This window comes from Pseudarthrobacter sp. C4D7, assembly GCF_013359725.1.
Taxonomy (GTDB): Bacteria; Actinomycetota; Actinomycetes; order Actinomycetales; family Micrococcaceae; genus Arthrobacter.
The window spans coordinates 215444-234749 of sequence record NZ_JABFMW010000001.1 but is presented as its reverse complement, the minus strand read 5'-3'; the positions used below and the strand labels follow the sequence as shown (position 1 = coordinate 234749).

The 19306-nt window shown below is 63.2% G+C and carries 15 protein-coding genes; 2 read left to right on the top strand and 13 right to left on the bottom strand.

Going from position 1 to position 19306, the window contains the following annotated elements:
- Positions 1-204: 204 nt before the first annotated feature.
- The 6 genes from fusA to HNO81_RS01080 all read right to left on the bottom strand — a co-directional run bounded on the left by fusA (position 205) and on the right by HNO81_RS01080 (position 11887).
- Positions 205-2319, bottom strand: coding sequence for an elongation factor G (fusA, locus tag HNO81_RS01105; RefSeq protein ID WP_110541331.1), 2115 nt, complete (start codon positions 2317-2319; stop codon positions 205-207).
- Between the two features lie 68 nt (positions 2320-2387).
- On the bottom strand, positions 2388-2858 hold the full coding sequence (rpsG, locus tag HNO81_RS01100) for a 30S ribosomal protein S7 (protein ID WP_003803829.1): 471 nt from the start codon (positions 2856-2858) through the stop codon (positions 2388-2390).
- A 1-nt stretch (position 2859) separates the two neighbouring features.
- Positions 2860-3234, bottom strand: a complete 375-nt coding sequence (rpsL, locus tag HNO81_RS01095) for a 30S ribosomal protein S12 (protein WP_009358312.1) — start codon at positions 3232-3234, stop codon at positions 2860-2862.
- Between the two features lie 346 nt (positions 3235-3580).
- A complete protein-coding gene (locus HNO81_RS01090; RefSeq protein ID WP_175316312.1) occupies positions 3581-7480 on the bottom strand; it encodes a DNA-directed RNA polymerase subunit beta' in 3900 nt (1299 codons plus the stop codon).
- A gap of 104 nt (positions 7481-7584) precedes the next feature.
- Positions 7585-11094 (bottom strand): DNA-directed RNA polymerase subunit beta, encoded by a 3510-nt coding sequence (gene rpoB, locus HNO81_RS01085; protein ID WP_175316311.1) that lies wholly within the window; start codon positions 11092-11094, stop codon positions 7585-7587.
- Positions 11095-11401: 307 nt separating this feature from the next.
- The gene (locus HNO81_RS01080; RefSeq protein ID WP_175316310.1) at positions 11402-11887 is read right to left on the bottom strand and encodes a hypothetical protein; all 486 of its coding nucleotides are present in this window, start codon (positions 11885-11887) and stop codon (positions 11402-11404) included.
- A gap of 268 nt (positions 11888-12155) precedes the next feature.
- Here HNO81_RS01080 and HNO81_RS01075 point away from each other — a divergent pair, with 268 nt between their 5' ends.
- Together HNO81_RS01075 and HNO81_RS01070 are read left to right on the top strand one after the other, a co-directional pair.
- Complete coding sequence (locus tag HNO81_RS01075; protein ID WP_175316309.1) at positions 12156-13355, top strand: acetyl-CoA C-acetyltransferase; 1200 nt, start codon at positions 12156-12158, stop codon at positions 13353-13355.
- Positions 13355-13852, top strand: a complete 498-nt coding sequence (locus tag HNO81_RS01070) for an aminoacyl-tRNA deacylase (RefSeq protein ID WP_175316308.1) — start codon at positions 13355-13357, stop codon at positions 13850-13852. The genes HNO81_RS01075 and HNO81_RS01070 overlap by 1 nt, the downstream gene beginning before the upstream one ends.
- Before the next feature lie 72 nt (positions 13853-13924).
- Here HNO81_RS01070 and rplL read toward each other — a convergent pair whose 3' ends face one another.
- The 7 genes from rplL to secE all read right to left on the bottom strand — a co-directional run bounded on the left by rplL (position 13925) and on the right by secE (position 19292).
- Positions 13925-14302, bottom strand: coding sequence for a 50S ribosomal protein L7/L12 (gene rplL / locus HNO81_RS01065; RefSeq protein ID WP_018760467.1), 378 nt, complete (start codon positions 14300-14302; stop codon positions 13925-13927).
- Between the two features lie 77 nt (positions 14303-14379).
- Positions 14380-14961 carry a 50S ribosomal protein L10 gene (gene rplJ / locus HNO81_RS01060; protein WP_018769122.1) on the bottom strand — a complete coding sequence of 194 codons (582 nt, stop codon included), beginning with the start codon at positions 14959-14961 and terminating at the stop codon, positions 14380-14382.
- A 295-nt stretch (positions 14962-15256) separates the two neighbouring features.
- Positions 15257-16372, bottom strand: a complete 1116-nt coding sequence (locus HNO81_RS01055; protein WP_175316307.1) for a GNAT family N-acetyltransferase — start codon at positions 16370-16372, stop codon at positions 15257-15259.
- Positions 16373-16623: 251 nt separating this feature from the next.
- The gene (gene rplA, locus HNO81_RS01050; RefSeq protein ID WP_175316306.1) at positions 16624-17331 is read right to left on the bottom strand and encodes a 50S ribosomal protein L1; all 708 of its coding nucleotides are present in this window, start codon (positions 17329-17331) and stop codon (positions 16624-16626) included.
- Between the two features lie 177 nt (positions 17332-17508).
- Positions 17509-17940, bottom strand: a complete 432-nt coding sequence (gene rplK / locus HNO81_RS01045; RefSeq protein WP_018760472.1) for a 50S ribosomal protein L11 — start codon at positions 17938-17940, stop codon at positions 17509-17511.
- Positions 17941-18068: 128 nt separating this feature from the next.
- Entirely contained in the window at positions 18069-18893 is an 825-nt protein-coding gene (nusG, locus tag HNO81_RS01040) for a transcription termination/antitermination protein NusG (RefSeq protein ID WP_175316305.1), read from the bottom strand.
- A gap of 114 nt (positions 18894-19007) precedes the next feature.
- Positions 19008-19292: a preprotein translocase subunit SecE gene (gene secE / locus HNO81_RS01035; RefSeq protein ID WP_175316304.1), complete on the bottom strand. Its 285-nt coding sequence runs from the start codon at positions 19290-19292 to the stop codon at positions 19008-19010.
- Positions 19293-19306: the final 14 nt, after the last annotated feature.

Here is a 19306-nt window from a genome sequence, read left to right as displayed (position 1 = left end):
CGCGGTAGAACTCAGGCAAGTCTACTTGGGGGCTTTGGATTGGTGAAATTTGCAGATTCAGGAACTAATACTAATCCCCTGAGCCTGTTCGTGCAGGCGCCGGTCCGGCCGGATCAACTCCGGCCGGACCGGCCACCTGCACCGGCCACGCTGTCCGCTGGCGGACGGTGCGACCGAGGTGTTCGCTTCGAAAGTCCGGAAGGACTACTCGCCGCGGGACTTCTGGATGATCTCGTCGGCAACTGCCTTCGGGACCTCGGCGTAGCTGTTGAACGTCATGGAGTACACAGCGCGGCCCTGGGTCTTGGAACGCAGGTCACCGATGTAGCCGAACATGCCGGACAGCGGAACGTGCGCACGGATGACCTTGACGCCCTGGGCATCTTCCATGGACTGCATCTGGCCACGGCGGGAGTTGAGGTCACCGATAACTTCACCCATGTATTCCTCAGGGGTGCGGACCTCGACATCCATCAGCGGTTCGAGCAGAACCGGGTTCGCCTTGCGTGCAGCTTCCTTGAAAGCCATACGGCCGGCGATCTTGAACGCCATTTCCGAAGAGTCAACATCGTGGTACGCGCCGTCGATCAGCGTGGCCTTGATGCCGACAACCGGGTAACCGGCCAGGACGCCGTCGTTCAGTGCATCCTGGATGCCCGCGTCAACAGACGGGATGTACTCGCGCGGAACGCGGCCACCAGTGACCTTGTTCTCGAACTCGTACAGCTCGCCCTCGGCGGTGTCCAGCGGCTCGATGGCAATCTGGATCTTTGCGAACTGACCCGAACCACCGGTCTGCTTCTTGTGCGTGTAGTCGTGGCGTTCCACGGCGCGCTTGATGGTTTCGCGGTACGCAACCTGGGGCTTGCCCACGTTTGCCTCGACCTTGAATTCGCGGCGCATGCGGTCCACCAGGATGTCCAGGTGGAGCTCGCCCATGCCGGCGATGATGGTCTGGCCGGTGTCTTCGTTGAGGGACACCTGGAAGGTGGGGTCCTCAGCGGAGAGCTTCTGGATGGCCGTGGAGAGCTTCTCCTGGTCACCCTTGGTGTTCGGCTCGATGGCAACCGAGATCACGGGCTCCGGGAAGCTCATGGACTCGAGCACGATCTGGTTGTTGGCATCGCACAGCGTGTCGCCCGTGGTGGTGTCCTTCAGACCGATGGCTGCGTAGATGTGGCCGGCGGTAGCGCCCTCAACGGGCATTTCCTTGTTGGCGTGCATCTGGAACAGCTTGCCGATGCGCTCCTTCTTGCCCTTGGTGGAGTTGACCACCTGGGCGCCTGCTTCCACGTGACCGGAGTACACGCGGATGAAGGTGAGCTGGCCGAAGAAGGGGTGTGCCGCAATCTTGAACGCCAGGGCCGAGAACGGCTCTTCAGCGGAAGGCTTGCGGGTCAGTTCCTTCTCCTCGTCGCGGGGATCGTGGCCCACCATCGGGGGAACGTCCAGCGGGTTCGGCAGGTAGTCCACAACAGCGTCGAGCATCGGCTGAACGCCACGGTTCTTGAAGGCGGAACCGCAGAAGATCGGGTAGAGCTCGGAGTTGATGGTCATCTTGCGGATGCCGGCCTTGAGCTCGTCGATCGAGATCTCTTCGCCCTCGAGGTACTTCTCCATGAGTTCCTCGGAGGACTCGGCGACCGTCTCAACGAGGTTCGCGCGGTACTCCTCGGCCTTTTCCTGGAGGTCAGCCGGGATCTCGCGGATCTCGTACTTGGCACCCATGGTCACGTCGCCCTTGGCGTCGCCGGGCCACACCAGTGCACGCATGTAGAGCAGGTCCACGACGCCGATGAAGTCGTTCTCAGCGCCGATGGGCAGCTGCATGACCAGCGGCTTGGCACCGAGGCGGCTGATGATGGTGTCTACGGTGAAGTAGAAGTCAGCACCGAGCTTGTCCATCTTGTTGACGAAGCAGATACGCGGAACGTTGTACTTGTCCGCCTGGCGCCAAACAGTCTCGGACTGCGGCTCAACGCCTTCCTTGCCATCGAAGACGGCAACTGCACCGTCGAGGACGCGCAGGGAGCGCTCAACCTCAACCGTGAAGTCCACGTGGCCGGGGGTGTCGATGATGTTGATCTGGTTGTTTTCCCAGAAGCAGGTCACGGCGGCAGACGTGATGGTGATGCCGCGTTCCTTTTCCTGTTCCATCCAGTCGGTGGTCGAAGCGCCGTCGTGCGTTTCGCCGATCTTGTGGTTCACACCCGTGTAGAACAGGATGCGCTCGGTGGTGGTGGTCTTGCCGGCATCAATGTGGGCCATGATGCCGATGTTGCGGACCTTACTAAGGTCGGTAAGCACGTCCTGTGCCACGGGGTCTCCTTTTGGGATGGACTACACGTTCGCCGCCGGCTCGGTTGAGCCGGCGGCGCCCGGGAGTATTACCAGCGGTAGTGTGCGAAGGCCTTGTTGGACTCGGCCATCTTGTGGGTGTCTTCGCGACGCTTCACAGCGGCACCGAGACCGTTGGACGCGTCCAGGATTTCGTTCTGGAGGCGTTCGGTCATCGTCTTCTCACGGCGGGCCTTGGAGTAGCCAACCAGCCACCGCAGGGCGAGTGCGGTGGAGCGGCCCGGCTTGACCTCAACCGGAACCTGGTAGGTAGCGCCACCAACGCGGCGTGAGCGGACCTCGAGAGAAGGCTTGACGTTGTCCATGGCCTTCTTCAGGGCTGCGACGGGGTCGCCACCGGACTTGGCGCGTGCGCCTTCGAGTGCACCGTAGACGATGCGCTCTGCAGTGGACTTCTTGCCGTCAACAAGCACCTTGTTGATGAGCTGGGTTACCAGCGGGGAACCGTATACCGGATCCGAGACGAGCGGCCGCTTGGGGGCCGGACCCTTGCGAGGCATATTACTTCTTCTCCATCTTTGCGCCGTAGCGGCTCCGGGCCTGCTTACGGTTCTTCACACCCTGGGTATCAAGGGCGCCACGGACGATCTTGTAGCGGACACCCGGAAGGTCCTTAACACGACCACCGCGAACGAGCACAATGGAGTGCTCCTGCAGGTTGTGGCCAACACCGGGGATGTAGGCGGTAACTTCCACGCCGCCGTTGAGGCGCACACGCGCCACCTTACGCAGAGCCGAGTTCGGCTTCTTCGGGGTGGTGGTGTAGACGCGGGTGCAAACACCGCGGCGCATGGGGCTGCCCTTAAGCGCGGGAGCCTTGGTCTTTGAGACCTTAGGCGTGCGGCCCTTACGGACCAGCTGGTTAATCGTAGGCACTCTCGTGTTCTCCGTTGGTTTGATCTCTACCGGAACATTCAGGCGTCAGCCGTCTCTGCTCCGGTTTTGGCGTTGTCCCTGCAGCCCTGGGATCTTGAATCTTGCCTAGGCGTGCAAAATGGTGGCATTCGTTGCGCACCTTACCCGCAACCCGGAAACAAGCTCACACCCAGCATCATGAGAACAAAACCAAAATGATGCTGCGGCGGCCTTCATCCACTGCCACTCAGAACAATTACACACAAGTCTAGCACGGCTTGATCCCGGGGCTTAATCGGGTGTATACGAAAGGCCCCGCCCCTCCCCGGCAAACTGCCGAAGAGAAACGGGGCCTTCGCAGGGCTGGTTACCGGAAGTCGCTGCCCAGGTCGTAGTCATCCAGCGGGATGGCGTGGAACTCGGGAGCTCCGTCACCGCCCAGGGTGTCGTACGAGAAGTCACTGAACGCGCTGGGGCCGGTGAACAGGTTGGCCTTTGCTTCCTCAGTGGGCTCCACGGTGACCTCGGTGTAGCGCGGGAGGCCCGTGCCGGCCGGGATCAGCTTACCGATGATGACGTTCTCCTTGAGGCCGAGCAGCGGATCGCTCTTGCCTTCCATGGCCGCCTGCGTCAGGACGCGGGTGGTCTCCTGGAAGGAAGCTGCGGACAGCCAGGACTCGGTGGCCAGCGACGCCTTGGTGATGCCCATGAGCTCAGGACGTCCGGAAGCCGGAGTCTTGCCCTCGGACACAACGCGGCGGTTGGCATCCTCGAAGCGGCTGCGCTCGGCGAGCTCGCCGGGCAGCAGGTCCGATTCGCCGGACTCGATGACCGTGACGCGGCGCAGCATCTGGCGGACGATAACCTCGACGTGCTTGTCGTGGATACCGATGCCCTGGCTGCGGTACACGCCCTGCACTTCGTCCACGAGGAACTTCTGTGCCGCACGCGGACCCATGATGCGCAGGACCTGCTTGGGGTCGACCGGCCCGTTGATCAGCTTCTGGCCAACAGCGACGTGGTCGCCGTCCTCGATCAGCAGGCGTGAACGGCGGAGGACCGGGTAGGCGATCTCTTCCGTTCCGTCATCGGGGGTGATGACCAGGCGCATCTGGCGCTCGGACTCTTCGATGGTGATGCGGCCGGCTGCTTCAGCAATCGGTGCGACACCCTTCGGAGTACGGGCTTCGAAGAGCTCCTGGATACGGGGCAGACCCTGGGTGATGTCGTCGCCACCGCCGGCGGAAACAGCACCACCGGTGTGGAACGTACGCATGGTCAGCTGGGTACCGGGCTCACCGATGGACTGTGCGGCGATGATGCCCACGGCCTCGCCGATGTCCACGGTCTTGCCGGTGGCCAGTGAACGGCCATAGCACAGGGCACAGGTTCCGACGCTGGACTCACAGGTGAGTACGGAGCGGACCTTGACCTCGGTGATGCCGGCCTTGAAGAGCTCGTCGATGACGACGTCGCCGCAGTCGGTGCCGGCGGCTGCGAGGACGTCGCCCTCGGAGTCCACGACGTCGACGGCCAGCGTCCGTGCGTAGGCGCTGTTCTCGACGTTCTCGTCCAGAACCAGTTCACCGTTGGAGTCGGCGACGGCGATGGGCGTGACCAGGCCACGCTCAGTGCCGCAGTCCTCTTCACGGACGATGACGTCCTGCGAGACGTCCACCAGACGACGGGTCAGGTAACCCGAGTTGGCGGTACGCAGAGCGGTATCGGCCAGGCCCTTACGGGCACCGTGCGTAGCGATGAAGTATTCCAGCACCGACAGGCCTTCGCGGTACGAAGACTTGATGGGGCGCGGGATGATTTCACCCTTCGGGTTGGCCACCAGGCCACGGATACCCGCGATCTGGCGGACCTGCATCCAGTTACCACGTGCACCGGAGGACACCATGCGGTTGATGGTGTTCATCGGGGACAGGCTTTCGCGCATCACCGAAGCGATGTCGTTGGTTGCCTTGTTCCAGATCTCGATCAGTTCCTGGCGGCGCTCGTCGTCGTCGATCAGGCCCTTGTCGTACTGGCCCTGGATCTTGGCGGCGCGTTCCTCGTACCCGGCAAGGATTTCCGGCTTGGCAGCAGGAACTTCAATGTCGGAGATGGCGACGGTGACGCCCGAGCGGGTGGCCCAGTAGAAACCGGCATCCTTCAGGTTGTCCAGGGTTGCCGCGGTGACAACCTTGGGGTAGCGCTCGGCGAGGTCGTTGACGATCCGGGAGAGTTCGCCCTTGTCGGCAACGGCTTCAACCCACGGGTAGTCCTCGGGGAGGGTCTGGTTGAACACAACCTGGCCCAGGGAGGTCTGGACGAGTGCCGGCTGACCGGGCTCCCAGCCTTCCGGGGCTTCCCAACCGGCGTAGGGGACGAACCCTTCGAGCCGGATCTTGACCTGCGAGTTCAGGTGCAGCTCGCGTGCATCGAACGCCATGATGGCTTCCGAGACGGAGGAGAAGATCCTGCCTTCGCCGGCGGAACCCTTCCGCTTGGTGGTCAGGTGGTACAGGCCGATGATCATATCCTGCGAAGGCAGGGTGACCGGGCGTCCGTCAGAGGGCTTCAGGATGTTGTTCGAGGACAGCATCAGGATGCGGGCCTCAGCCTGGGCTTCGGGGCTCAGCGGCAGGTGGACTGCCATCTGGTCGCCGTCGAAGTCGGCGTTGAAGGCGCCACAAACCAGCGGGTGCAGCTGGATTGCCTTGCCTTCAACGAGCTGCGGCTCGAACGCCTGGATGCCCAGGCGGTGCAGGGTAGGTGCACGGTTGAGCAGCACCGGGTGTTCGGTGATGATCTCTTCGAGCACGTCCCAGACCTGCGGGCGGTAGCGCTCCACCATCCGCTTGGCGGACTTGATGTTCTGGGCGTGGTTGAGGTCAACCAGGCGCTTCATCACGAACGGCTTGAAGAGCTCCAGGGCCATCTGCTTGGGCAGGCCGCACTGGTGCAGCTTCAGCTGCGGGCCGACGACGATGACCGAACGGCCCGAGTAGTCGACGCGCTTGCCGAGGAGGTTCTGGCGGAACCGGCCCTGCTTGCCCTTGAGCATGTCGCTCAGTGACTTCAGCGGGCGGTTGCCCGGTCCGGTGACTGGGCGGCCGCGGCGGCCGTTGTCGAAGAGGCTGTCAACAGCTTCCTGAAGCATGCGCTTCTCGTTGTTGACGATGATCTCCGGAGCACCCAGGTCAAGCAGTCGCTTGAGGCGGTTGTTGCGGTTGATCACACGGCGGTACAGGTCGTTGAGGTCGGAGGTCGCGAAGCGGCCACCGTCCAGCTGGACCATGGGGCGCAGTTCCGGCGGGATCACCGGGACGGCGTCGAGGACCATGCCGAGCGGGCTGTTGTTGGTGGTCAGGAACGCGTTGACCACCTTCAGGCGCTTCAGGGCACGGGTCTTGCGCTGGCCCTTGCCGTTGGCAATGATGTCGCGCAGCAGGTCGGACTCGGCCTGCATGTCGAAGTTCTCGAGGCGCTTCTTGATGGCCTCGGCACCCATGGAGCCCTCGAAGTACATGCCGTAGCGGTCGCGCAGTTCGCGGTACAGGCCTTCGTCACCTTCGAGGTCAGCGACCTTCAGGTTCTTGAAGCGGTCCCAGACCTGCTCGAGGCGCTCGATGTCGGCGTCGGCACGCTTGCGCACGTTGGCCATCTGGCGGTCGGCGGAGTCGCGGGCCTTCTTCTTGTCGGCAGCCTTGGCGCCTTCGCCCTCAAGGCGTGCGATTTCGCCTTCGAGGTCGCGGGCGATCGCGGCGATGTCGGCATCGCGGTTGTCGATCAGCTGCTTCTTCTCGATGTCGTGCTCAACCTGCAGGTTGGGCAGTTCCTCGTGGCGTGCAGCCTCGTCGACGCTGGTGATCATGTAGGCAGCGAAGTAGATGACCTTTTCGAGGTCCTTCGGGGCCAGGTCAAGGAGGTAGCCCAGGCGGGACGGGACACCCTTGAAGTACCAGATGTGCGTGACGGGGGCGGCCAGTTCGATGTGGCCCATGCGCTCACGGCGGACCTTGGCGCGGGTGACTTCAACGCCACAGCGCTCACAGATGATGCCCTTGAAGCGCACGCGCTTGTACTTGCCGCAGTAGCATTCCCAGTCGCGGGACGGGCCGAAGATCTTCTCGCAGAAGAGGCCGTCCTTCTCGGGCTTGAGCGTGCGGTAGTTGATGGTTTCCGGCTTCTTAACCTCGCCGTACGACCAGCCGCGGATGTCTTCCGCGGTGGCGAGGCCGATCTGCATGAGGCCGAAGGAGGATTCGCTGGACATATGGTCCCTGTTCTCTCTTGTTCTCTAAATTCTGAAGTCTTGGTGCGGGATGAGGGAGGTGGGGTACGACGGCGGGTGGTCACCCGTCGTCGTACGCCCGCCTGCTAAACCTCTTCTACGGAGCTGGGCTCTGCGCGAGACAGATCGATGCCCAGTTCTTCCGCAGCCGTGAAGACTGCGTCATCAGAGTCACGCATTTCAATTGTGGTTCCGTCCGTGGAAAGAACTTCCACGTTCAGGCACAGCGACTGCATTTCCTTGATCAAGACCTTGAAGGATTCGGGAACGCCTGGCTCGGGGATGTTCTCGCCCTTGACGATCGCCTCGTAGACCTTCACGCGGCCGTGGATGTCATCGGACTTGATCGTGAGGAGTTCCTGGAGCGTGTAGGCGGCGCCGTAAGCTTCGAGCGCCCACACTTCCATTTCACCGAACCGCTGGCCACCGAACTGTGCCTTACCACCCAGCGGCTGCTGCGTGATCATGGAGTACGGGCCGGTGGAGCGGGCGTGGATCTTGTCGTCCACCAGGTGGTGGAGCTTCAGGATGTACATGTAGCCGACCGAGATCGGATCCGGGAACGGCTCGCCGGAGCGGCCGTCAAACAGGCGGGTCTTGCCCGAGGAGTTGATCAGGCGGTCACCGTCGCGGGTCACGTTGGTGGAATCGAGCAGGCCCGTGATTTCTTCTTCGCGGGCACCGTCGAACACCGGCGTGGCAACAGTGGTGGGACCACTCTCGCGCGGCAGGTTCGGCAGCTGCTTGACCCACTCGGGCTCGCCTTCGATCTTCCAACCGGTCTTGGCAACCCAGCCGAGGTGCGTTTCGAGCACCTGGCCCACGTTCATACGGCCCGGAACACCCAGCGGGTTCAGGACGATGTCAACGGGGGTGCCGTCGGCAAGGAAGGGCATGTCCTCGATCGGGAGGATCTTGGAGATAACACCCTTGTTGCCGTGACGGCCGGCGAGCTTGTCGCCGTCGGTGATCTTGCGCTTGGCGGCCACGTAGACGCGGACCAGCTGGTTCACGCCCGGGGGCAGCTCGTCGTCGTTGTCGCGGTCGAAGACGCGCACGCCGATGACGGTTCCGGACTCGCCGTGGGGAACCTTCAGGGAGGTGTCGCGGACTTCGCGGGACTTCTCACCGAAGATGGCGCGCAGCAGGCGCTCTTCCGGGGTCAGTTCGGTTTCACCCTTAGGGGTGACCTTTCCGACCAGGATGTCCCCTGCTTCAACCTCGGCACCGATGTGGATGATGCCGCGCTCGTCCAGGCCGGCCAGGACTTCCTCGGACACGTTGGGGATGTCACGGGTGATTTCCTCGGCACCAAGCTTGGTGTCGCGGGCATCGATCTCGTGCTCCTCGATGTGGATGGAGGAAAGGACGTCCTCGGCAACGATGCGCTGCGAGAGGATGATGGCGTCCTCGAAGTTGTGGCCTTCCCATGACATGAATGCCACGAGCAGGTTCTTGCCCAGAGCGAGCTCGCCCTGGTCCGTTGCCGGGCCGTCGGCGATGATGCCGCCAACTTCGAGGCGCTGGCCTTCGTTCACCAGGACGCGGTGGTTGTAGCAGTTGCCCTGGTTGGAGCGGGCGAACTTGTTGATGCGGTAGTTGGTCTCGGTGCCGTCGTCGTTGAGCATGATGACGAGCTCAGCGGAGACCTCGGTGACCACACCGGCCTTCTTGGCGATGACAACGTCGCCGGCGTCGACGGCGGCGGCGCGCTCCATGCCGGTGCCCACGAAGGGGGCCTCGGAACGGACCAGCGGCACAGCCTGGCGCTGCATGTTGGCACCCATGAGTGCGCGGTTGGCGTCGTCGTGCTCCAGGAACGGGATCAGGGCGGTAGCCACGGACACCATCTGGCGCGGGGAAACGTCCATGAACTCGACGTCGGCGGCGGGAACCAGCACGGGCTCGCCTCCACCACCGCGGGCACGGACCAGGACGGTCTCTTCGGCGAACTTCTTGTTCTCATCGAGCGGGGCGTTGGCCTGGGCGATCAGGACCTCGGCCTCGTCGTCGGCGGTCAGGTACTGGACGTCGTCGGAAACGACGCCGTCCTTGACCAGCCGGTACGGGGTCTCGATGAAGCCGAACGGGTTGATGCGTCCGTATGAAGCCAGCGAACCGATGAGGCCAATGTTCGGGCCTTCAGGGGTTTCGATGGGGCACATACGTCCGTAGTGGGACGGGTGCACGTCACGGACTTCCATGCCGGCGCGGTCACGGGACAGACCACCGGGGCCAAGGGCCGACAGGCGGCGCTTGTGGGTCAGGCCCGAGAGCGGGTTGTTCTGGTCCATGAACTGCGACAGCTGGGAGGTTCCGAAGAACTCCTTGATGGCTGCAACCACGGGGCGGATGTTGATCAGGGTCTGCGGCGTGATGGCCTCGACGTCCTGGGTGGTCATACGCTCGCGGACAACGCGCTCCATGCGGGACAGGCCGGTGCGGACCTGGTTCTCGATGAGCTCGCCAACGGCGCGGATGCGGCGGTTGCCGAAGTGGTCAATGTCGTCGATCTCGACGCGCAGGTCCACTTCCTGGCCATCGCGGGTGCCCTTGATGGTCTTCTCGCCGGCGTGCAGCGCGACGAGGAACTTGATCATGGCGACGATGTCTTCAACATGCAGGACCGAGGCTTCCTTGTCGCCAAGGGAGCGGTCGATGCCCAGCTTGCGGTTGATCTTGTAGCGGCCAACCTTGGCCAGATCGTAGCGCTTGGAGTTGAAGTACAGGTTGTCCAGCAGTGACTGGGCAGCCTCGACGGTGGGCGGCTCGCCCGGACGCAGCTTGCGGTAGATGTCCAGCAGGGCGTCTTCGCGGGTTTCGGTGGCGTCCTTCTCCAGGGTTGCCCGCATGGAGTCGTACTGGCCGAACTCTTCGAGGATCTGGCCTTCGGTCCAGCCGAGGGCCTTCAGCAGGACGGTGACCGACTGCTTGCGCTTGCGGTCGAGGCGGACGCCGACCTGGTCGCGCTTGTCGATTTCGAGTTCGAACCAGGCGCCGCGGGACGGGATGATCTTGGCGGTGAAGATGTCCTTGTCGCTGGTCTTGTCGGCGGCGCGCTCAAAGTATGCACCCGGCGAACGGACCAGCTGGGAGACGACGACACGCTCGGTGCCGTTGACGACGAAGGTGCCCTTCTCGGTCATCAGCGGGAAGTCACCCATGAACACGGTCTGCTGCTTGATTTCGCCCGTGTTGTTGTTCATGAATTCGGCCTTGACGTACAGCGGAGCCGAGTACGTTGCGTCCCGGTCCTTGCACTCGGCCATGGTGTACTTGGGGTCAGCGAACTCCGGATCGGAGAAGCTCAGGGACATGGTGCCCTGGAAGTCTTCGATCGGGGAGATCTCTTCGAAGATGTCCGACAGGCCGGACGTGGTGGCGACGCTGAGATCGTTTTCTTCGACAGCCTTTGCCACGCGTGCCTGCCAGCGCTCATTGCCGACCAGCCAGTCAAAGCTGTCCGTCTGCAGGGCAAGCAGATTCGGAACGTCAAGAGGTTCGTGAATCTTTGCGAATGAGAGCCGGCGAGTGGCACCATCAGTGCTGTCGGCAGTGTTAGCGGTTTCGTTATTAGAGGTGCTCGAGGCGACCAAGAGGGATCCTTCCACAGACCTTCAGGCGTTTTCAGATCTCCCCCGCTGTGCACCCTGCGGAGTGACTCCGCAGCGCTACCATCCGGTTCCGCTATATGACCCGGGGCCCGGACTGGCTATGCTGTGACCGTTGTTACGGCACGTTGATTGCCAGCTGCCGGGCAAAGCCCACCGCTATATGAAGGCTGAAGGTAAACAGGGAAGACGCAAATATCTACGATACGGCAAAACAACCTACGTGTCTACCCCAAGTCCCGCCGGATTGCAAGCACCCCTGCCCGGCACCTCCTTGCCGGACGCCTGCCCCCTAGAGACGCAGGGTGACGCCCTCCGCCGTGCAGGTACCGGCATTCGCAAAGACGGCGTCCCGCACCGCATCCTCTGATTCCTGGGACGGCTTCCCCCCGGAATCAGCAGCCGAGGAGCGGTCGATGGCCAGCAGGCTCAGCGAGGCGAACAGCCCCTTCAGGTCCCCCGAAACAGAGTCCTTGGCATCCTGGGCCTTGGAGTAGACGTCCTCGTAGCCCTGGGAATCGGTGGGGGAAACTGCAGCATAGTCGGCCACCAGCTTGTTGAAGAGTTCGCAGGCTTCCTTGGTGCCCCCGGCAGCAACGCTTCCCGACCCGGTGGTGGCAGCGGCGCTGCTGCCTGCCCTGCCGGTATCCGTTGGCGTCGGCGCTGCGGCCGCCTGGGTGGTTTCAGCGGGCGCCGGCGCGGATACCGAGCACCCTGCCAATGCGCCACCCGCCAGCGTACAGGCGGCGATGGCCGCCGCAGTAAGTGTCTTCTTCACGATGTCGCTCCGTCCATCCCCGGCTCCGGACCTGGCGTCCCCTGCAAAGCGCGTCCCCCTGCAAAGCCTCGCCGTCCACCCTACGCAAGCGCGCGCCGTCGTGCATAACCCAGCGGGTGGAAACCCCTCCCCTCCCCCATCACCGGACCCGGCGGGGCAGGGGCCGGGCCAGGAATGCACATAGCCCGCCAAGCGTTTGAATAGTTGGGTGACCAGGCTCACGATAGCCTTGGTGGCTTAGACCGAACCCGGACTGAAAGTGGTAACCATGGACATCTCCCCACACAGCAACGATGTTGTCATCCTCGGGGCCGCGCGTACTCCGCAGGGACGGATCAACGGCCAGCTGTCCAGCCTCACCGCCGTGGATCTTGGCGCCCACGCCATCAGGGCCGCCCTGGCAGCCAGCGGCGTCGGCACAGCCGATGTGGAGGCCGTCATCATGGGCCAGGTCCTGCAGGCAGGAGCCGGCCAGAACCCCGCCCGGCAAAGTGCCATTGGCGCCGGCGTTGGGTGGAATGTTCCCGGCGTGACCGTCAACAAGGTATGCCTCTCCGGCCTCACCGCGGTGATCGATGCCGCCCGGATGATCCGCGCGGGTGAGGCCGCGGTGGTGGTTGCCGGCGGCCAGGAGTCGATGAGCCGTGCACCGCACCTGCTTCCCGGCTCACGCCAGGGCTGGACGTACGGCTCCATCCAGGCCCTGGACGCAGCCGCCCATGACGGGCTGACCGATGCCTTTGACGGTGAATCCATGGGCTTGTCCACCGAAACCCGGAACCTATCGCTGGGGATCGACCGCATTTCGCAGGACAACGTCGCCGCCCAGTCGCACCAGCGCGCCGCGCTTGCGGCAAAGAACGGAACCTTCGACGGCGAGATCGCACCCATCAGCGTCAAGCAGCGCAAGGGCGAGCCGCTGGTGGTGGATACCGATGAAGGGGTCCGCCCCAATACCTCCATCGAATCACTGGCCGGCCTTCGCGCTGCGTTCGTCACCGATGGCACCATCACCGCAGGCAACTCCTCTCCCCTGTCCGATGGCGCGGCCGCCTTGGTGCTTGCCTCCCGCAGCTATGCGGAGGAGCACGGGCTTGAGTACCTTGCGGTGGTGGGGAAGCCGGGACAGGTGGCCGGCCCCGACAATTCCCTGCATTCCCAGCCCTCCAACGCCATCATGAATGCCCTGGGCAAGGCGGGGTGGACCACGTCCGACCTTGACTTCATCGAAATCAACGAAGCATTCGGGTCGGTGGCCGTGCAGTCCCTGAAGGACCTGGATTATCCGCTGGAGAAGTGCAATATCCACGGCGGCGCCATCGCTTTGGGTCATCCGATCGGCGCCTCGGGGGCCCGACTGGCTGCCCATGCGGCCCATGAACTGAAACGGCGTGGCACGGGCAAAGCTGCCGTGTCCCTGTGCGGCGGCGGCGGCCAGGGCGAAGCCCTCCTGCTGTACCGCGACTGATGGCGGGGCAACCCGGACACGGGACGGACGGCGTCGGACGGGAACGGTTCCTGGCCGACGCCGCAGCCCGCGGCCTGCAGGTTGATGTGGTGGAAAGGCCGGCCGCCAAGAGCCTGGAAGAGGCTGCGGAGGTCCTTGGGATCACACCGGCGGACATCGTCAAGTCCCTGGTGGTCAAGCACAAGGACGGGACGTTCCTCTTCGCCCTGATTCCCGGGGACCGGCAGATTTCCTGGCCCAAGCTCCGTGCCCTGGTGGGGGTGAATAAGTTGTCGCTGCCGCCCGCGGGAACTGCGCTGGAGGCTACCGGATACGAACGGGGCACCATTACGCCGCTGGGCAGTACCACCGCGTGGCCTGTTTACGCGGACACCACGATCACCGGGCGGCGCATCTCGATGGGCGCCGGGGCGCACGGCTACAGCGCGTTCGTGGACGCCGATGCCCTGACCGCGGCGCTGGGCGCAGTGGTGGCGGACATCAGCGAGCCGTCCTGAAACGAAGCGCTGCCGTTAAAGCAGGAAACCCCGCCCACCGAAGTGGACGGGGTTTCCGAAGGAAAGGCGTTGTTACTTGAGGGTAACGGTGGCGCCTGCAGCCTCGAGCTGCTCCTTGGCCTTCTCGGCAGCTTCCTTGTTGGCGCCTTCGAGAACAGCCTTGGGGGCGCTGTCAACCAGGTCCTTGGCTTCCTTGAGGCCGAGGGAGGTGATGGCGCGAACTTCCTTGATGACTGCGATCTTCTTGTCACCGGCAGATTCGAGGATGACGTCGAAGTCGGTCTTCTCTTCAACCTCTTCAGCAGCTCCGCCACCGGCGGGGCCGGCAACTGCAACAGCAGCGGCGGTAACTTCGAAGGTCTCTTCGAAGAGCTTGACGAACTCGGAGAGCTCGATGATGGTCAGTTCCTTGAAAGCTTCAATGAGCTCTTCGTTGCTGAGCTTCGCCATGGTAGGCGTCCTTCCTGTTGTGGTGTCCCAACGGCGCGTGGCCGGAATGACACCGGAGTCTGGTGGGGTAAAGAGAATTAGTTCTCTTCGGCAGCGGGAGCTTCAGCGGCAGCTTCAGCTTCAGCGGCAGGGGCTTCTTCAGCGGCGGGCGCTTCGGCAGCTGCCGGTGCACCGTTCTCTTCTTCAAGCTTGAGGCGCAGTGCGTCGATGATGCGTGCGGCTGCGGCGGCAGGTGCCTTGAGGACGCCTGCAACCTTGGCGAGCTGCAGCTCACGGGACTCGAGGGCAGCCAGTGCGGCGACCTCGGTGGCGTCCAGCGCCTTGCCCTCGAAGTAGCCGGTCTTGATGACCAGCTGCTTGTTGGCCTTGGCAAAATCCGTCAGGCTCTTGGCAGCGGCAACTGCGTCACCCTTGATGAACGCGATTGCAGTGGGGCCGGCAAGCTGGCCGTCGAATGCTTCGACGCCGGCTTCCTTGGCTGCAATGGCGGTCAGGGTGTTCTTGACGACCGCGAACTTGGTGTCCTGGCCGAGAGAAACACGCAGCTGCTTGAGCTGTGCAACGGTGAGCCCGCGGTATTCGGTCAGGACAGCGGCGTTCGATTCCTTGAAATCGTTAGTGATCTCAGCTACTGCTGAAACCTTGGTAGGCGTTGCCATAACCCTCCTTCCGGGGATAGTGCCGGTATTCGACGGTCCCCGCTCAAGAGAGCTAAAACTAAAAACGCCCCGCGCAGATGCACGGGGCTTGGCTCAACATGGTTGTCCATGGAGCGTTGCTTCGTTCACCTGCGCCGGCCGCCCTGCGTTGAGGGTCCTTCGTCCGGAAAGCCACTGTGGTCCCCAGCGCACAACTACAGAGTTGAGCCATGTTCAGGAGAGTGGATTTCCAACAACCGACGGTCTTTGGTCCTCCAAGCTTACGCGAGGCGTCACCCGTCCACCAAATCGGCGCTCAGCTGATGCTGGTGTGCAGCGTGGGCAGTTCCTTCTGCCAGATGCCCGTCACCCCCGCCGTCTGGAATCCCAGCTGCTTGTTGACCGTAAGGAGGTACCGGTTTTCCGGCGCGTTCCAGGTGTAGATGATGCGCGCATCCGGGAACTGTTCGCTGAGCCGTTCCATGTTCGCCAGCTTAATCAAAAGCCCGAGCTTGTTGCCCCGGTGCTCCTGCAGGACCAGGGTGTCGTCCTGGAACACCACGTCCGTACGGTGCGCCAGCACGGTGATGGTGGTCAGGCCCACCAGCGTCCCGGCGGCGATGTACTCGACGGCGGTGACCACGGTCCTCCGTCCCTGCGCGATGGCAACCTCCTCCGCCTCACGCAGGATGCCGCCGTCGAATACCATGTCCTGTTCGATCGGCGCATCCAGGGACGGATCGACGTCGGCGCCGGCCTGGTTCTCCAGCGCGGCCACGGCTTCCAGCCAGCGGTCGGGGCAGCGGTCCGTCCAGTGGTGCAGCCGGTAGCGGCCGCTGTTGGCTTCCTCGGCTTCAGCCTGCAGGTCGGCCACCAGCCTGGTGTCCAACGGCAGGAGGCAGGAGCTGAACTGCTCAATGTGCTGCAGCGTGTACCCGGTCTTCTGGGCGAACTCCACTTCGCGGCTCTCCAAGGGCACGAACCCCTGCCCGGAGCCTGGAACCAGTGCCCGTTCAAACTCATGCAGCGATGCTCCGGGGTGGTTGGTGTCCACCAGGATCATGGTCCGGCCCTCACCCCGGGCCAGCTGTTCCGCGGCCTCCAGCAGGCGGCGCCCCACTCCCTGACGCTGGAACTCAGGCAGGATGTCCAGCGTGAGCTCGGCGAGGTCAAGGTGGTCGGTCAGGGGCAGTGCGATATCAACCGTCCCGACGATGGCACCGTCAATTTTGGCAACGAGGATCAGTTGGCGTTCGTAAGGGTCGGAAAATTCCAGCAGCTTCTCTTCCGGGCCATAGGCGAGGTCGTCGCTGCCCCACGTCTGCATGCGGACCTTGCGGCCAACTTCCACGGCTGCGAGGAAGTCCGCTGCCTCGGGGGCATCCAGTGAATCGGGGATATACAGCTGCTCGATCTTTACGTCTATTGCCATTCGGGCATCATCCCAGCCGTTTCTGCCCCTCACCTTCATGGCCGGCGGGCCTGAATCCAAGGGCGGTATTTATCGCCAGCATATGCTGGATTCCGCCCGCATTCCATGTCACGGCCGCCCGGGCCCGCAGCCATTTCGCCCGGATCCAACACAGCGAAGCAGGCAAAAAGAAGACCGCCCCGGTGCTTACGCGCCAGGACGGTCTTCGGTTGCTCCGGAATCAATCCGGGAGCAGGAACTTCACTGCGGGACTATGCCTCGGTGAGCACCTTGGTGACGTTGGGGTCCACGGAGATGCCCGGGCCGAACGTGGTGGCGACGGTTGCCTTCTGGATGTAGCGGCCCTTTGCAGCGGACGGCTTGAGGCGAAGAACCTCTTCCAGTGCTGCCGCGTAGTTCTCGGCCAGCTTGATGGCGTCGAAGGAGACCTTGCCGATGATGAAGTGCAGGTTGGAGTGCTTGTCGACGCGGAAGTCGATCTTTCCACCCTTGATGTCGTTGACGGCCTTGGTGACGTCGGGGGTCACGGTGCCCGTCTTCGGGTTCGGCATCAGGTTACGCGGACCCAGGACCTTACCGAGGCGGCCAACCTTGCCCATGAGGTCAGGGGTGGCAACGGCGGCGTCGAAGTCGGTCCAGCCGCCGGCGATCTTTTCGATCAGGTCGTCGGAGCCAACGAAGTCGGCGCCGGCTGCGATTGCGGCCTCAGCCTTGTCACCCGTGGCGAACACCAGGACGCGGGCCGTCTTACCGGTGCCGTGGGGCAGGTTGACGGTGCCGCGGACCATCTGGTCAGCCTTGCGGGGATCGACGCCGAGGCGGAAAGCGACCTCAACGGTGGCGTCGAACTTGGAAGGGTTGCTGTCCTTGGCCAGCGTTACTGCCTCGAACGGTGCGTAGTGCTTCTCCGCGTCGATCTTGGCGGCTGCTGCCTCATATGCTTTGCTGCGCTTTGCCATGCTGCTTATTTCTCCTTGTGCAGTTGTGGTCTGCGGACCGCGCTGGGCCCTGCCACAGTCGGTGATCCGGATCGTTATCCGCCCCGGATGACCAACATTTCAATTTTTTGGTGCCGGTATCCCGGCGATGCTGCCCGTCGTCGTCACGTGCCCGACGCTGGGCTGCGGTCAGGACTGTTAGCCCTCGACGGTGATGCCCATGGAGCGGGCGGTGCCGGCGATGATCTTCGCTGCGCCTTCGAGGCTGGTGGCGTTGAGGTCTTCCATCTTGGTGGAGGCGATCTCGTTGACCTGGGCCTGGGTCAGCTTGGCAACCTTGACGGTGTGCGGGGTGGACGAACCCTTGGCAACGCCTGCAGCCTTCTTGATGAGCTCTGCAGCCGGCGGGGTCTTGGTGATGAACGTGAAGGAACGGTCCTCGTAGACCGTGATTTCCACGGGGATGACGTTTCCGCGCTGGGCTTCCGTTGCAGCGTTGTACGCCTTGCAGAATTCCATGATGTTGACACCGTGCTGGCCAAGCGCAGGACCGATCGGCGGGGCCGGGTTGGCGGCACCTGCCTGGATCTGCAGCTTGATGAGGCCGGTGACCTTCTTCTTGGGAGCCAATGTAGGGTCCTTCTCTCAATAACGTCCTGGGACACAGGAGCGTGCCTCAGGTTTTTGGCCGCCATGGCAAGGCGGCCGGCCGTTCCGGCGCCACTAAGCGGGCGGCGCCGGGACGAATTCTAGGATTCTCAGATCTTGGTGACCTGGTTGAACGCCAGGGTGACCGGCGTTTCGCGCTCGAAGATGGAGACCAGCACCACGAGGGTCTGGGACTCGGGCTTGATCTCCGAAATCGTGGCGGGAAGGGTCTCGAACGGACCTTCCTTGACGATGACGGATTCGCCGACCTCGAAGTCGACGGCCACGGGAACCTGGTTCTGCTTGTTGACCGGCTTGCCCTTCTCGGCCTGCTCTTCCTCGAAGACAGGGGCGAGCATGGAGAAGACCTCGTCGAGGCGCAGCGGGACCGGGTTATGGGCGTTGCCCACGAAGCCGGTAACGCCGGGGGTGTGGCGGACGGCGCCCCAGGAAGCGTCAGTCAGGTCCATGCGGACCAGGACGTAGCCGGGGATGCGGACGCGGTTGATCACCTTGCGCTGCGCATTCTTGATTTCCACGACTTCTTCCATGGGCACCTGGATTTCGAAAATGTAATCTTCCATGTCCAGGGTCTGGATGCGGGTTTCAAGGTTGGCCTTCACGCGGTTTTCATAACCGGCGTAGGAGTGGATGACGTACCAGTCACCTTCCTGGCGGCGCAGCTTGGCCTTGAACTCCTCGGCGGGATCAGCGGCAGCGGTGGCTGCAGCGGCGGCTAGGGCGTCAGCGGGTTCGTCTTCACCGTCAACGTCCGATTCCGCGGCTTCGTCAGCGTCAGCAATTGCTGCGTCGGAGGCGGCGTCGTCGGATTCGGGCATGGAGGACTCGGCCTCGGACTCTTCACCGGCTTCTGCCGCGATGTCCGGGGTTTCTTCCAGCCCAGTCTCGGTTACCTCGAGCTCCTGCTCAGACACTTGGTCTCCTGCTTCCTCATTGCCTAACATGCCTATTTAAATGGCTCAATTCCGCACGCCGGCGCTTCGTCCCGGTTCCCCGGGTGAAACACGCGGCCTGCGGACCGTTCAGCCTTAGCTGTCCTTGGGGCCGGTGCCGCCGAAGATCCAGCTGACAGCGGTTCCAAAACCGATGTCCAGCAGGCTGACGATGACCATCATGATGGTCACGAACACCAGCACCACGAGCGTGTAGTTGATCAGTTCCTTGCGGGTGGGGGCAACAACCTTCTTCAGTTCGCCGATGATCTGGCGGACAAAGAGTGCAACACGGGCGAAGAAGTTTGCCTTGGCTTCCTTCTTAGCTGGGCGGCCCTTGGAGCTGCTGGCAGCTGTTTCGGTCACCTGGTCCTCGCTCATCTTTGCAATGGTGG